Genomic DNA, 14,125 nt, shown 5'->3' with positions numbered 1-14,125 from the left:
GGCCGGCTGCGCTCGCCCGACCAGCTCCGCCGGCCAAGCTACCCGTGGCGGAGCGGCCAACCGTGCACTAACTTTATCCTCGGACCACCTCGTGGGGGCCGATCACGACCAATTTGGCTCTGATGAAACGCTCTTGTGAGAAGCGTCGTACGAGGGGCGGGGCTACGTCGCATTGCTGTGGCTCCCGCGCTTTGCACAAAGCGCCCTCCCCCCGATCAGCGACGGTCTTGAACCTGAAAGATTCTGTCAGGCCTCACTGTCGCACAGCGATTGGCTATGCTCTCAGATCAGACGTTCGGATTCGGGGCCTTGAACACCCAGGCTGAAGCCGGAGTTCCACTGCCTCGTGCCGGTATCTTCGTTTAGCGAAAATGCTGACACCAACACATACAGCTGAACGCGCCGGATGGTACCATGAGCGGGCGAAGTCTGAACGGCGCGTTCGTTACCGGCACCAAGGGGCGACGCCACACCATCTCATCGGTTTCATCACAACCGAACCGGTGGTCTCTGGGTCTCGCCCGAGCGACACCAGGGCCCTGTGATCAGCAGCCTGTGTGGTGCGCATGAAGGCGAACGCGGCAATGCAGCAGAGGGCGAGCGACGCAGCCCACAGGGCCGCCCTGGTGGTCTTGATGGTGCGCTTGGTCATGCGCGTCAGGCTGAGGGCGAAGGGTTACCGGGAACCTAACGTCGGATTTTGGCCGGGGACGCCAGCGTCAGCTGGCCAGGGCGCCCATCTCGGGCGCACCCTCGTGTGGATCGGCGCCGAAACATGACCCCGGCCGATCCGCTCCTAACTCTCTGATGCAGTGAGAAAATCCGAGTTTTCGGTGAGGTCGTGATCGGCGCCGGTTGTGACGCCATCTCTCAAGGTATTCCGCTTGATATCGCAGTGACTTAAGCAGAGCTGAAGGAGGGGTCATGCTTCGAAGCCGATCCACACGCAGGATTGCGAAGCAGCCGTCCGGCGCAGTTCATCGAGAAGCTCGGCGCCCTGGAATCAGGCTGCCGAGGATGTCCCTCACCTGCTGCACACCGGCACACTTCAGGGTCGCTGAGAGACCCAATTCCTCCGCGGCCATGAGCGAAAGCGCCACGTTCCCGGGCACCCTCCCGGGATGCCGGGATGCTTCATTCAGGCCACGGCGAAGGGAAGCTCGCGCATTGGCTTGCCGGTGAGTTTGGCGATCGCGTTGGCGAAGGCCGGTGCCAAGGGCGGCAGCCCTGGTTCGCCCATGCCCGTGGGAGGCTCGGCACTTGGGACGACGTAGACACCAAACTCAGGGATGTCGGTGACGCGGGCCACCTTATAGCTGTCGAAGTTGGCTTGCTCGACGATGCCGTCTTTCAGTGTGATCGCCGACCCCTCCAGGCACATGGACAGCCCCATCACGGCCGCGCCCTGAACCTGGGCCTCGATGGTGCGCGGGTTGACCGCCAGGTTGCAGTGGATGCCGGCCGTCACCTTATGCAGGACGGGCTGGCCGTCTTTGACGGACGCCTCGACCACGTAGGCGACTACCGAACCGAAGGACTCGTGCACGGCCACGCCCCAGGCACGCCCGTTGGCCAGGGCGACCTCGCCGTAGCCACTCTTGTCGACGGCGAGCTGCAGAGCGGCGCGGTGGCGGGGATGCTCGTCACCGAACAGCCGCATGCGGTAGGCGACCGGGTCCTGCTTCGTGGCGCGGGCGATGTCGTCGAGCAGGGTCTCCATCACGAAGGCGGTGTGGGTAGACCCGACGCTGCGCCACCACAGCACCGGCACATTCACCTTGGGATGGTGCACCGTCAGGCGCATCGGCAGCCCGTAGGGATCGCGCATGCCCTCCGTCGCCGAAGCGTCAACGCCGTCCTTAACCTGGAAGGCGGCGAACACTGTGCCGGCGAGGATGGACTGCCCGACGAGGACGTGGTCCCAGGCGAGCACCTTTCCCTGCGCGTCGAAGCCGATGCGGGCGCGATGCAGGTGCATCGGGCGATAGTAGCCGCCCTTCATGTCGTCCTCCCGGCTCCACACCGTGCGGATTGGGACGTCGAGGCCGGCGGCGCGCGCTGCCTTGGCGACCATGCAGGCCTCGACCGCCGTGTCGCTCGTGCTGGAGAAGCGCCGTCCGAAGCCGCCCCCCGACATCTGCACGTTGATGGCGACCTGCTCGGGCCTGAGCCCGAGGGCGTTCGCGGCTGCCGCCGCGTCGAGGCCCGGGCTCTGGCTGCCCATCCAAATCATCGCCCGGTCGTCGGCGAGGCGGACCGTGCAGTTCAGCGGTTCCATCGCCGCGTGGGCGAGGTACGGGAAGACGAACTCGGCCTCCAGGGTCTGGGGGGCCGTATCCAGTGGGGTCATGTCGGCGTCGAACTTGCGTGGACCGGGCTGGCCAGCGAGCTCGCGGTACCGGGCAAGCAGGCGCTCGCTGTCGACCTTCTCGACGGCCGAGGTGTTCCACTCGATCTTCAGGGCGTCCCGCCCCTGGGTGGCCTGCCAGTATCCGTCCGCCACGACGGCGATACCCTCCGCGCCACCGTCCAGCGGCACCCGCAGGACAGCCTTAACGCCGCGCACGGCACGAGCGGCGTGGTCGTCCACCGTCGCCACCTTCGCCCCGAACACCGGGGGACGCGCCACCACGGCGGTGAGTTGCCCCTGCAAGGCCATGTCGATGCCGAAGCTCTGCCGGCCGCTGCTCTTGGCGGTGGCGTCGAGGCGTTGCGTCGGGCGACCGATCAGGCGGAAGTCCTTTGAATCCTTCAGGACGACGGTCTCGGGGACCGGCAGGGCCATGGCCGCATCGGCGAGTTCGCCATAGCCGACCTTGCGTCCCCCCGGGCCGATCACGGTTCCCGAGCGGGTGGTCAGGGTGGCGGCATCCACCTTCCAGCGCGCCGCCGCCGCGGCCAGCAGCATAGCGCGGGTCCGTGCGCCGAGCTCGCGGTACTGGGTGAAGCTGTTCTTGATCGTGTTGGAGCCGCCGGTCAGGTGCATGCCGAAGGCGGGGTCGACATATGCCATGTCGTTCGTGCCGTGCTTGCTGCGGACACGCCCCCAATCGGCGTCGAGCTCCTCGGCGAGGATCATCGCCAAGGCGGTGTTGACGCCCTGCCCGAATTCCAGACGGTTGATCGTCACCGTAACCTCGCCTGTGCGGGCGATCTGGACGAAGGCCGAGGGCTGCTGCGTGGACTTGAGGGCACTTATGCCTTTGGGCGACGAGGTCTCGGCCCCGGCGACGTGGGGGAAGACGCCGAGCGCCAGCCCGCCGGCGCCGGCGAGCTTGAGAAAGCTGCGGCGGGCCAGAGCTTTCGGGGCGGGCCGCTCGCGGGTCATGAGGTGCTGGAGCGCGCGCGGGAGATCGCGGAAGTCGACCTTGTGCATCATGGCGGGTTCCTCAGGCGATGGCGCTGGCGGCATCTGCCACGGCGGCACGGATGCGGGCGTAAGTGCCGCAACGGCAGATGTTGCCGGCCATGGCGGTATCGATGTCGGCGGCACTCGGCTGGGTGCCGCGGGGCAATCCGTTGAGGAAGGCGATGGCGCTCATGATCTGGCCGCTCTGGCAGTAGCCGCATTGGGCCACGTCGTGCCGGACCCAGGCGGCGTGAACGGCGGCCCCGATCCGGGTGGTGCTCGCGGTCGCGGCTTCAATGGTGGTGATTTTCTTGCCCTTGGCATCCGAGATCGCGGTGCTGCAGGAGCGGATGGCCGCGCCGTCGAGATGTACCGTGCAGGCCCCGCACAGGCCGGCCCCGCAGCCGAACTTGGTGCCGGTCAGGCCGAGCGCGTCGCGCAGGGCCCAGAGGATCGGCGTGGCCGAGTCGAGATCGACCGTGTGCTTTCGACCATTCACAACGAGCTGTATCATCATGTGTCCCGCGATGCGTTGACCTGCCGAGGGCCTGCATGTTGTGCGTTGAACCACCCGATGTCGGGTGCCCGACGACGGACGCGGGCTACGGACCTGCGTCGAACTGCGAAGCTTCAGCTCCACACCACGGCAGCGGTGATTGTCGGAGGATAAATGCGTCGCTCGGCCGTGATTAGAGGCGTTCCCGTGCTAGGACTTATGCCCCTCCCGCATCAGTTGGATCTAGCGTCCCCGCAGTACGGCCTTGATCGCTGCTGCTGTCAGCCACGGCTGCGCAAGGCCTCAAGGAACATGGCGAAAGCCGGAGCCTGCTGGTGGCGGCTCGGATAGTAGAGGTGGTATCCGGTCATGATCGTCGACCAGTCCTCGAGCACGCGGACGAGGCGGCCGGCTTTCAGGTGGTCCCGGACCATGTCTTCCGGAAGATAGGTCACCCCAAGGCCTTCGAGGGCGGCGCTGAGGATCATCGAAAGCGCGTTGAATGTCAGCGCGCCTTCCGTCCGCACCCGCAATTCGTGCCCGTCCCTGACGAACGGCCAAGTCCACACGCCGCCCGAGGTCGGTAGCCGCATGTTGATGCAGGCGTGGCCGGTGAGGTCGTGGGGGATGACAGGTGCCGGATGCCGGGTGAAGTAGGCCGGGGCCGCAACGACCACCTGCGGAAAATCAGGTCCGATGCGAAGGGCGATCATGTCCTTGGCGACCTGCTCGCCCAAGCGCACGCCTGCGTCGAAGCGATCCGCCACGATGTCGGCCAATGCATAATCGTTGATGATCTCCACGCGGATGTCGGGATATTGCGTCACGAGCCGGGCAACGGCCGGCACAAGAATGGTGTCCGAGGCGTGCTCGACCGAAGTGATGCGAATGGAGCCCGCCGGCTTCTCGCGGAGTTCGCTGAGAGTGTTCAGTCCGGCATCGATCTCTCGGAACAGCGGCCCCACTGTTTTGAGGAGGCGCTCCCCCGCCTCAGTGGGTGCCACGCTGCGAGTGCTCCGCGTCAAGAGCCGGACGCCGAGTCGCGTTTCCAGAGAGCGGATTGTTCGGCTCAGTGCCGGTTGCGAAATCCCCAGTTGCGCCGCCGCACGGGTGAAATTGCGTTCGCGCGCCACCGCCAGGAAGGCGATGAGGTCTGATATGTTCTCCCGGTTCATTTATGTGCCTCGGTTATAAGCCCAATCCGTACTGCGCATCTAATTCTCGGGCGAGAACCATGGCATTGAGATGAGCTCTATCTGGGTTCAGGAGGGTTGTGATTTGACTGGTATTGAAATTTACATCTACCAGTAATGGTTGTGTTGACCTCGGTTTATGTACATAAATTGGCATGTCGGGAACAATTAATTCAAGTCTTAACTGAAAAACGGCGCTGAAAATAAATCATGAACCTGTATCGCGAGGCGGCTGCTGACAACATCGCCGTGGTGGCAAAAGCTCCCCGGTCAGGATGCCAATCGGACACGTCACAATCCCTCGCTAAGTGAGGAGAGTTTTCTGTAAGTATATATGTCTCGTATTCAAGGTTGTGCGCTATCGATCTGACGTTTTATAGTTGACCTGTCTTAGATTTATATCATATATTAGCTTGGTATTAAGGAGGATCGTTCAGTCATTAAGCGCAAGATGAAATTCTCTGCCTTTGATAAGATCTGGACTGCAGATGTTCGAGTTCACCCAAAACAAGCATCGGGCGAGATTGTTTGCGCTCGACAAAGGGCAAGCGACGATCGATTTTATGCCTGATGGCACGGTCCTCGATGCGAATGCGAACTTTTTGACCTTGATGGGTTATACCCTCGGCGAGATAAAAGGTGAGAACCACACCCTCTTCGTCGATCCGGATCAGAGGACGAGCGAAGAGTATCGTCAGTTCTGGAGCGCTCTGCGCCGCGGTGAGTCTCAAGCCGCCGCCTTCAAACGCCTTGCCAAGGATGGCCGCGAGGTCTGGATCGAGGCGATCTACTGCCCGATCCTGGATCGTGCTGGCCGGACGACGCGCGTGGTCAAGTTTGCATCCGACGTTACAGAGCGCCACCTGCAAACCCTCGACCTCGAAAGCCAGATCGCCGCCCTGGACCGGTCCCAAGCCGTGATCGCCTTCCGACCCGATGGCATCATCCTAACGGCCAATCCGAACTTCTTGAGCGCAGTCGGCTATAGGCTCGAAGATATCCAGGGCCGGCATCACAGTCTCTTCGTCACGGAGGTAGAGCGGGCTAGCCCAGCCTATCATGCGTTCTGGGCGGCGCTGGCGCGCGGTGAGTTCCAGTCCGACGCGTATCTACGTATTGGCAAGGGCGGCCGGGAGGTGTGGATCCAGGCCACCTACAATCCTATTGCCGACGCTCGCGGACGCACGGTCAAGATAGTCAAATTCGCAACCGACATCACTGAGCAGGTGCTGCGCCGCCAGCGCCGTTCCGAAGCACAGCGGTTGATCGGCGCGGACCTTGATGCCGTGGGTCACGCGATCGCGGGCGTCACACTCCAGGCTACGGAGGCGGCCGCCACGGTGGGGCGGGTCTCGGACGAGATACAGAGCGTAGCGTCCGGCGCAAAGGAACTCTCGGCCTCAATTGGCGAGATCAGCCACCAGGTCAGCCACGCAGCCCAGATCGCGGGCGAAGCAGCAGTGCAGACCCAGCGCACCAGCGGCATCGTCGCGAGCCTCAGCATTCAGGCGGCACAAATCGGTGACGTGGTCGGGCTAATCCAGGGGATCGCCGCGCAAACGAACCTGCTCGCTCTCAACGCAACGATCGAGGCTGCCCGAGCCGGCGCCTCGGGCAAGGGCTTCGCCGTGGTCGCCGCCGAGGTAAAGGCCCTGGCGGAGCAGACAGGTAAGGCGACGGATCGCATTCGCGACCAGATCGTTGCGACGCAAACGGCTTCACACGACGCTGCGGACGCCGTCGGTTCCATCGAATCGACAATCCGTACCCTGAACGACGTCTCGACCGCTATCGCGGCGGCGATCAAGAAACAATCCGCCGTGACCCGGGAAATGTCGGGCAGCATGCAGACCGCCTCGCAGGGTATTTCGGCGATCGCCGTCGGCATGACCGTCATCGCGCGCGCAAGTGAACACGTTGATCTGGCGACTTCTCAGGTTCGCGACGCCGTCCGCGCCATCGGGTGACGCGATGCCCGGGCGCGCAATCCCGCCCCGTGGAATGGTGGCCCGAACCGATCATCGGCACCTCCGGTCCGGAGCAGATCGCCGATACCAGAACATGAATCGAAAAGCCGAAGAGCGTCCATCATGGCTGAATTGCTGGTGATCAGCGACGATCTGAGTCGAACCGGGCATCTCGTGCGAGCCCTCGGCGAGTCTCGATCGTCCTGCATCTACGATCTCTACGGGAACGGACCTACATCGGGCCAGCCCGACTTGATCGTCAGCGACGTGAAGGTCCTGAACACGGAAGCCTTTCGGCGGTTGCGTCATGTTCTGGAGCAGATGCGGGGCACGGCCGTGCCTTACCTGTGCCTACTCCACGACAACGGTGTCCGTACGCTCACCCACGCGAACCTCCTGGGGGCCTCCGCACTGCTGAGCGCATCGAGCGCAACTGGTTACCTCATTTCGACGATGGCTGACCTGCGCGCCCGGATGGCCTCCGTTCCCGCGTCGGCCCTCAAGCAGGCCGATACGGCCCTGCAGTTCCTGTGCGAGGTTTTCCGGCCCGGTCACCTCATCACCCCAGGGCTGGTCGATGTTGGTACGACCATCGTTGCTGAGGCCGTCCGGGAGAATGGGATCCAGACTTGGATCCAGGTCGTCCAGCGCTTCGATGACGCCACCCATCAGCACAGCCTGCTCGTGGCCGGGCTCGCTTCCGCCTTCGCGGCCGCGCTCGGACTAAGCCCGGTGGATCGTCATCATCTCGCCAGGGCTTCGCTGCTGCACGACATCGGTAAGGTTCATGTCCCGGCCCATATCCTAAACAAGCCTGGCAAGCTCACTGCCGACGAAATGGCCGTGATGCGCACCCATGCGGAACTCGGCCACGCCATGCTCGTCGGTCACGACTTCGATGAGGGCCTCCTCGCCGTCGTCCGCTCTCACCACGAAATGCTCGACGGCTCGGGCTATCCCAACAAATTGATGGGAAGCGAGATTCCGGATCTCGTTCGCCTCGTGACGATCTGCGATGTCTATGGTGCCCTAATCGAGCGCCGTCCCTACCGAGCGCCGATGACCAGCCAAGAGGCCTACGACATTCTTTGCAAAATGAAGGGGCGGGTCGATCTGGACCTGGTCGAAGCCTTCCGCCCCGTCGAAATTGCGTTCGGCTCCCGCGTTCCGCCCACTCTATAGGGTGTCCGGCGATGCAGGGCGTCGTTTGCCCGATCAATTGATGTGCAGTGGGTATGAGTTCAAGTCGATTGGACCGTCTAATCACGTGCACAGCAGGTTGTTAGCTTAGGTCATGAGCGAAAGGAGGACAGCGACGGTGTCCCCTGCTCGAGATCAACACAAGGCGAATTTTCATGAGCAAAGTCTGGTTCATCACCGGTGCCGGCAGTGGCATGGGCGCACAGACGGCCAAAGCGGCGCTGGCCGCCGGCGACCGTGTCGTCGCCACCGGGCGCAACCTCGACAAGGTCCGCACCGCCATCGGGCAGGATGCCGGCGACACTCTCGCCTTCGTCCGCCTCGACGTGTCCGATCCCGCGCAGGCCAAGGCAGCGGCGGATGAGGCCGTGCGCGCCTTCGGCCGCATCGACGTGCTGGTCAACAACGCCGGCTACTGCATCCTCGGCAACTTCGAGGAGATCACCCAGCCAGAGTTCGAGCAGCAGTTCGCGACGAATTTCTGGGGCGTGAGCAACGTCCTGCGCGCCGTGCTGCCGACGATGCGCCAGCAGCGCTCGGGCTACATCCTCAACATCAGTTCCGTGGCTGGAGTCGTCGGCCAGAAGCATTGCAGCGCCTACGCCGCGTCGAAGTTCGCATTGGAGGGACTGTCCTTCGCCATCGCCAACGAGGTCGGCCAGTTCGGCATCCGCGTGACGGTGGTCGAGCCGGGCTTCTTCCGCACGGACTTCCTCGATTCCCGCAATGCCCGCTACGCAACCAGCAGCATCGCCGACTACGCCCATGAGGGACCGGCCGAGGCGATGTACTCCTCGTTCAGCGGCCAGCAGAGCGGTGACCCGTCCAAGCTCGGACCGGCGCTGGTGAACCTCACGCGCCTCGCCGAGCCGCCCGCGATCTTCGCCGCCGGTGGCGATGCCCTCGCGATGATCACCCCGGTCGTCGAGGCCCGCCTGAAGGACATGCGGGAGCACGAGCCCCTGTCCCGGGCCGCCAGCGGCGAGGCCTGAGCTCTTGCCACGGTCACGGGCTGTCAGTGCTTGACCGTGGCAAAAACTAGCGTCCGACCAGGCCGGTGGTCGTCAAGCGGGGCCATGAGGCTCCGGTTTCTCTAAGCCGCCGCTGAGCTACCGCGAGAGATCCATGCCCTCCGTCAATGACGCCGTCACGGATATGGTTTCACTCGACAGAATCCCACCTGGCCCGGCCTCGCTTGGCCTCGACCGCCGCTGCTTCGGCGCAATGATCCTGGCGGCAGGCGTCGGCGGCGTGCTTGCAAGCCGTCGCGCCGTGGCGCTGCCGGCTCCCCCGGTAGCAAAGGTCATCGACTTCGCGTGGTTCGACCCGACACGCGGACGGGCGGTGCCGGCACGCCTGTACTGGCCGGCCGTAGCCACCGCGAAAGAGAGGGTCCCGCTCATCGTGTTTTCCCACGGACTCGGCGGCTCGCGGACCGGTTATAGTTATCTTGGCGAAGGGTGGTCCGCGCAGGGTACGGCGAGCCTGCACATCCAGCATGTCGGCAGCGACCAGACCCTGTGGGAGGGCAATCCGCTGATGCTCCTCAGTCGCCTCAATGGCGCTGCGGACGAACATGAGGCCATTGAGCGGACACGCGATGTGAGCTTCGGACTCGACCAGCTGCTTCGCCGCGACAACCCGTTCCAAGCGGCCGTCGACCGGACGCGCATCGTCGCCGCCGGACACTCCTACGGGGCCAACACCACTCTGATCCTCACGGGCGCCCGGGTGATCCGGGACGGAAAGTCCCTCGGATACCGGGACCTGCGATTCTCTGCCAGCATCGTCATTTCGGCGCCGCCCTTCTACGGCGAGACCGACCTCGCCGGCATCCTCGCCTCCGTCGACGTCCCGACGCTACACGTGACGACGACGGAGGACACTATCCGTCTGCCTGGCCGCTACTCACCCGTCCAGGACCGCATCGATGTCTTCAGCGCAATTCCGACGCCGCACAAAGCACTCGTGGTGTTCCGGGGCGGCTCGCACAGCGTCTTCACTGACCGATCCCTAAAGAACGGTGGACCACTGAATCCCCTGGTCAAACGGGCGACGGCGGAGGTCAGCCTCGCCTTCCTCGATCTCGTCCACCGCTCCGATCCCGCTCCCCTCGACGAATGGTGCGTCACATGGAAACCGATCCTCGCTGCAGCGCCGACGCCGTTCTCCGTTCCCGCCTGGCGTCCGACCCGAAAGCTCCCGGTATGAGGGCGGCGCGGGACGCCCAATGCTTCGACACAGGCCCACCACCTCATCGACAAGCCCTGCCTCACGCCTCTGCACGTCACGTCAAAAAAGTGTAAACCTTGAATCGTACGCGTTCGCGCTCGCGCTGATGTCGCTCTTCCTCCCGGGCATCCCGCCGGCAAATGCGACACCCGAAACGGTCGGCCATATCGAGCAATTCGCCCGCTTCGTCGATGCCATGCCCACCGGTATGACCGTCATCCCCGATGGCCGGATCTTCCTGAGCTATCCGTGCTGGGGAGACGACGTGCCGTGGTGGCCGATGGTGTGTTGATCCCACACTAGGCACGGATAACGACAAAATCCGAGTAGAACCGCTGTTGGTCTCCGGTAACGGTGGGCCTCCGCTCGACGGTTCCGAGGTCGCCATAGATCAGACATTCGGATACGGGCCCTTGAACAGGTCGCCGAGCGCCTTCCTTCGGAACAGGGTGCGCCAGCGCCGGCGCCGATGCTCGGGGCGATCGTGGTTCATGTGACAGCGCTGGCAGAACGCCGTGAGGTTCTTCGAGCGATTGTTGGCCGTGTCATGATCGCGGTGCCCCGTGGCCAGAATTACGCGCGTGGTCCGCGCCTGTCCGAGGACGTCGTCGACGCCGATCGCGAGGCAGATGAAGCGCCCTGCCCCATCGCGCCACGAGGCCGCCTCCCCGTCCCACCACCGGCCATCGCCGAGRTGGAACACCCGCTGGCCATGCGGGCGGGCGCAGACCTYGCATCGCCCCCCTGCCCGCTGGAAGCGGATCACGGCCGAGAGCTGGGGCCAGTCGATGGGGTAGAAGAAGCGGTGCTCCCGCCGGATCGGCATGGGGTCAGGCCTCCCCGTCGGATGCGGCCGCGGCGGCTGCGGCCTGGCTGCGGGCCCGGGCCTGGGGGAAGTAGCTGTAGAACGTGTCCCGGCTCACCCCGAGGCGCTTGGCGATGGCGGCGATCGAGATGGTGCCGGATTGCAGCAGGGCCCGTCCCACCTCGAGGTCGGCGGGCGACAGCTTCTTCGGCCGTCCGCCCTTGCGGCCCCGTGCCAGGGCSGCCTTGAGCCCCTCCATGGTGCGCTCGCGGTTGAGGTCGAGGAAGTACTCGGCCATGGCGCCGTGCATCTGCAGGGCGAAGCGGCCATGGGCGGTGTCGCTGTCGAACTGCTCGGTCAGCTGCGGCCTGGCTGCGGGCCCGGGCCTGGGGGAAGTAGCTGTAGAACGTGTCCCGGCTCACCCCGAGGCGCTTGGCGATGGCGGCGATCGAGATGGTGCCGGATTGCAGCAGGGCGCGTCCCACCTCGAGGTCGGCGGGCGACAGCTTCTTCGGCCGTCCGCCCTTGCGGCCGCGTGCCAGGGCCGCCTTGAGCCCCTCCATGGTGCGCTCGCGGTTGAGGTCGAGGAAGTACTCGGCCATGGCGCCGTGCATCTGCAGGGCGAAGCGGCCATGGGCGGTGTCGCTGTCGAACTGCTCGGTCAGNCGCTCGCGGTTGAGGTCGAGGAAGTACTCGGCCATGGCGCCGTGCATCTGCAGGGCGAAGCGGCCATGGGCGGTGTCGCTGTCGAACTGCTCGGTCAGCGAGCGGAAGTGGATCTGCTTCACCCGCAGGGCGTCGATGGTGCGCATCATCTCAACGAGGGATCGGCCGAGGCGGTCGAGCTTCCACACCACCAGGACGTCGGTCGGCCGCAGGTAGGCGAGTGCCGCCTCGAACTCGGGGCGTTTGGTGCCGGCCTTGCCGGATTTCTTCTCCTCGAACAGGCGTTCGCACCCGGCCTTGGTCAGGGCATCGCGCTGAAGGTCGAGGTTCTGGTCGAGGGTGGAGACGCGGGCATATCCGACGAGCATGTCGGGATAGTGATTCAGGAGCGTTTAATCCGCAATAGAAAACCAGTCATATTTTCCCGACAGAAACTCGGCTGTTTCGAGGGGCTCGGAGCTGTCTCGTCGTGATCGTCGGGAAAACGATCGGATCTCCGACAATGCTAAGCTATGCACCGGGTGCGCATGTAGCCTTTGCGAGGAATGTCGGTGGAAAGGCAGGCAGCTTGGGGTGGATTTCTGCCTGTCTGCTATCGGGGTGCGCCTGCAAAGAACCGGACCTTCGCCGAGCTCGCGACGCACGACAGCATCGCGCCCATCTCGGTCATTTCACGACCCCGCGGAGCGCCATCGCATTCAGGCACTCGTGCAGAAGGCCTCCGAGTACGCTTAAATCATTATCATGCGGTTTTAGTCCGTGACCGAACTGGTCAACGGGAGCGCAGTGGAAGCGCCATGGCCCAAGGAAAGATTGAAAATCTCACACAGGTTATTTTTTGGATACGCAAGTGGCGGTAGGCTTTTCAAGTGTTCAGAAGTTATGCATCGGGTTGCTGCTGGTAGCCCATCGACAGATACAGCTTGAGCACAAAGTTGCGCTGCTCTCGGGGGTTATAGAGTCAGGACCTTAAAAAGGCCTGCTGCACGATCACTGAGGCTCGAAGGTCCCTCGACGTTTCTGAGGTGTGCCATGGCGAATCAAAACGATGGGCTCTCCCGACGGGATCGGGCGGAAAGTCCGGGTCGCACTGACGCAATGGCGTCCACTCGTTCCGGGTCGGGCTACCGGCAGGGCCGACAGGATGCTCCCGATGATCGCTCGAGCCTCGGCATGGTTGGACTGGCCCTCGCCGCCGCTGCCGGCGTGGCCGCCATCGGCATGCTCGGCGCTCAAATGGGCACTGCCGGGAACCGTACAGGGAGGGGGTCGAACCGACACTCGGTTGTGAAGTACGAACCGGACTTCCAGCGTTCGATCACGATCGAGGATGTCCCCACGGACGAACTCTACCGTCGCTTGCGCGACCCGGACACCTTACGTCGGATCATGGCGCCCTTTGCGGATGTCCAACTAGTGGGCGACGGACAGACACGCTGGAGCGCCGGACACGATCTCGGCTCCTGGAACATGCGGATTGTGGATGACCAGCCGGGCGCGTTCCTGCGCTGGGAGGCTCAAGGCGAGGGGGATGTACTGATCCGGGAAGCGTCCGTGCGCTTCCGCGCCGCTGCAGGCAACCGCGGTACCGTGGTGACCCTGCGCATCAGCCTCGATCCGCCCGGAGGCATGGTCGGCCGGATCGCCACCCGGATGCTGGGCAACACTGTCCCGGCGGCGCTCGCGAGCAAGTCTCTCCACTACTTCAAAGCCCTCGTCCAGACCGGCGAGATCCCCACCACTGAGCGCCAGCCCGCGGCGCGGCCCGACCCTCGCTGAGGAGGACCTTTCTCATGCGCGCACTCGTCTGGAACGGAGTCAACGACCTGCGGGTCGAGACCGTCAAAGATCCCGAGATCATCAACCCGCATGACTGCATCCTGCGGGTCACCATGTCGACCACCTGCGGCTCGGATCTGCACTTCATCGACGGCTACATCCCCACCATGAAGGCCGGGGATGTGATCGGACACGAGTTCATGGGCGTGGTCGAGGAGATCGGGCCCGAGGTGAAGAAGGTCAAGAAGGGTGACCGGGTTGTGGTGCCGTCCTTCATCACCTGCGGCCAATGCTGGTACTGCAAAAACAAACTATCGTCCCTGTGCGGTAATGGCCTGCCCCCTGAAAAGTGGTCCTCCCTGATGTATGGCCTTGGGTCATTTGGAGGATGTTTTTATGGGACGGAAGAATCATACGGCTGGAGAGATCGTCGCTAAG

12 protein-coding genes and 2 pseudogenes are annotated in these 14,125 nt (G+C 64.0%); 7 read left to right on the top strand and 7 right to left on the bottom strand.

Annotation, left to right across the window (positions count from 1 at the left end):
- Positions 1-1,138 precede the first annotated feature (1,138 nt).
- From ASF25_RS15755 to ASF25_RS15745, 3 genes are all read right to left on the bottom strand, one after another.
- A complete protein-coding gene (locus ASF25_RS15755) occupies positions 1,139-3,379 on the bottom strand; it encodes a xanthine dehydrogenase family protein molybdopterin-binding subunit (RefSeq protein WP_056305765.1) in 2,241 nt (746 codons plus the stop codon).
- A 10-nt stretch (positions 3,380-3,389) separates the two neighbouring features.
- Complete coding sequence (locus ASF25_RS15750; RefSeq protein WP_056305772.1) at positions 3,390-3,863, bottom strand: (2Fe-2S)-binding protein; 474 nt, start codon at positions 3,861-3,863, stop codon at positions 3,390-3,392.
- 263 nt (positions 3,864-4,126) lie between these two features.
- The gene (locus tag ASF25_RS15745) at positions 4,127-5,020 is read right to left on the bottom strand and encodes a LysR family transcriptional regulator (RefSeq protein ID WP_056305763.1); all 894 of its coding nucleotides are present in this window, start codon (positions 5,018-5,020) and stop codon (positions 4,127-4,129) included.
- A gap of 506 nt (positions 5,021-5,526) precedes the next feature.
- Here ASF25_RS15745 and ASF25_RS15740 point away from each other — a divergent pair.
- From ASF25_RS15740 to ASF25_RS15720, 5 genes are all read left to right on the top strand, one after another.
- Entirely contained in the window at positions 5,527-7,005 is a 1,479-nt protein-coding gene (locus ASF25_RS15740; protein WP_056305761.1) for a PAS domain-containing methyl-accepting chemotaxis protein, read from the top strand.
- Between the two features lie 123 nt (positions 7,006-7,128).
- Positions 7,129-8,187, top strand: coding sequence for an HD domain-containing phosphohydrolase (locus ASF25_RS15735; RefSeq protein ID WP_056305760.1), 1,059 nt, complete (start codon positions 7,129-7,131; stop codon positions 8,185-8,187).
- 173 nt (positions 8,188-8,360) lie between these two features.
- Entirely contained in the window at positions 8,361-9,197 is an 837-nt protein-coding gene (locus tag ASF25_RS15730; protein WP_056305757.1) for an SDR family NAD(P)-dependent oxidoreductase, read from the top strand.
- Between the two features lie 133 nt (positions 9,198-9,330).
- Complete coding sequence (locus tag ASF25_RS15725) at positions 9,331-10,416, top strand: acetylhydrolase (RefSeq protein ID WP_244473056.1); 1,086 nt, start codon at positions 9,331-9,333, stop codon at positions 10,414-10,416.
- A 127-nt stretch (positions 10,417-10,543) separates the two neighbouring features.
- On the top strand, positions 10,544-10,729 hold the full coding sequence (locus tag ASF25_RS15720) for a hypothetical protein (protein WP_056305755.1): 186 nt from the start codon (positions 10,544-10,546) through the stop codon (positions 10,727-10,729).
- A gap of 99 nt (positions 10,730-10,828) precedes the next feature.
- Here ASF25_RS15720 and ASF25_RS15715 read toward each other — a convergent pair whose 3' ends face one another.
- The 4 genes and pseudogenes from ASF25_RS15715 to ASF25_RS23705 form a co-directional block, all read right to left on the bottom strand.
- Positions 10,829-11,263: a hypothetical protein gene (locus ASF25_RS15715; RefSeq protein WP_056305754.1), complete on the bottom strand. Its 435-nt coding sequence runs from the start codon at positions 11,261-11,263 to the stop codon at positions 10,829-10,831.
- Between the two features lie 4 nt (positions 11,264-11,267).
- Positions 11,268-11,603 (bottom strand): annotated as a pseudogene (locus ASF25_RS15710) (helix-turn-helix domain-containing protein); the annotation flags it as partial.
- Position 11,604: 1 nt separating this feature from the next.
- Positions 11,605-11,907, bottom strand: a pseudogene (locus tag ASF25_RS23710) (helix-turn-helix domain-containing protein); the annotation flags it as partial.
- A 1-nt stretch (position 11,908) separates the two neighbouring features.
- The coding region (locus ASF25_RS23705; RefSeq protein ID WP_244473055.1) for a recombinase family protein at positions 11,909-12,276 on the bottom strand (368 nt) is incomplete at its 3' end.
- A gap of 805 nt (positions 12,277-13,081) precedes the next feature.
- On the opposite strand from ASF25_RS23705, the gene ASF25_RS15700 reads away from it, so the two are divergent.
- The gene (locus ASF25_RS15700) at positions 13,082-13,687 is read left to right on the top strand and encodes an SRPBCC family protein (protein WP_056305752.1); all 606 of its coding nucleotides are present in this window, start codon (positions 13,082-13,084) and stop codon (positions 13,685-13,687) included.
- 14 nt (positions 13,688-13,701) lie between these two features.
- A complete protein-coding gene (locus ASF25_RS15695; RefSeq protein WP_056305750.1) occupies positions 13,702-14,124 on the top strand; it encodes an alcohol dehydrogenase catalytic domain-containing protein in 423 nt (140 codons plus the stop codon).
- The last annotated feature ends 1 nt before the right edge of the window (position 14,125 follow it).

Source organism: Methylobacterium sp. Leaf100, from assembly GCF_001422845.1.
Lineage (GTDB): Bacteria > Pseudomonadota > Alphaproteobacteria > Rhizobiales > Beijerinckiaceae > Methylobacterium.
The sequence above is the reverse complement of the archived record's forward strand: the minus strand, read 5'-3'. Positions and strand labels throughout refer to the sequence as shown.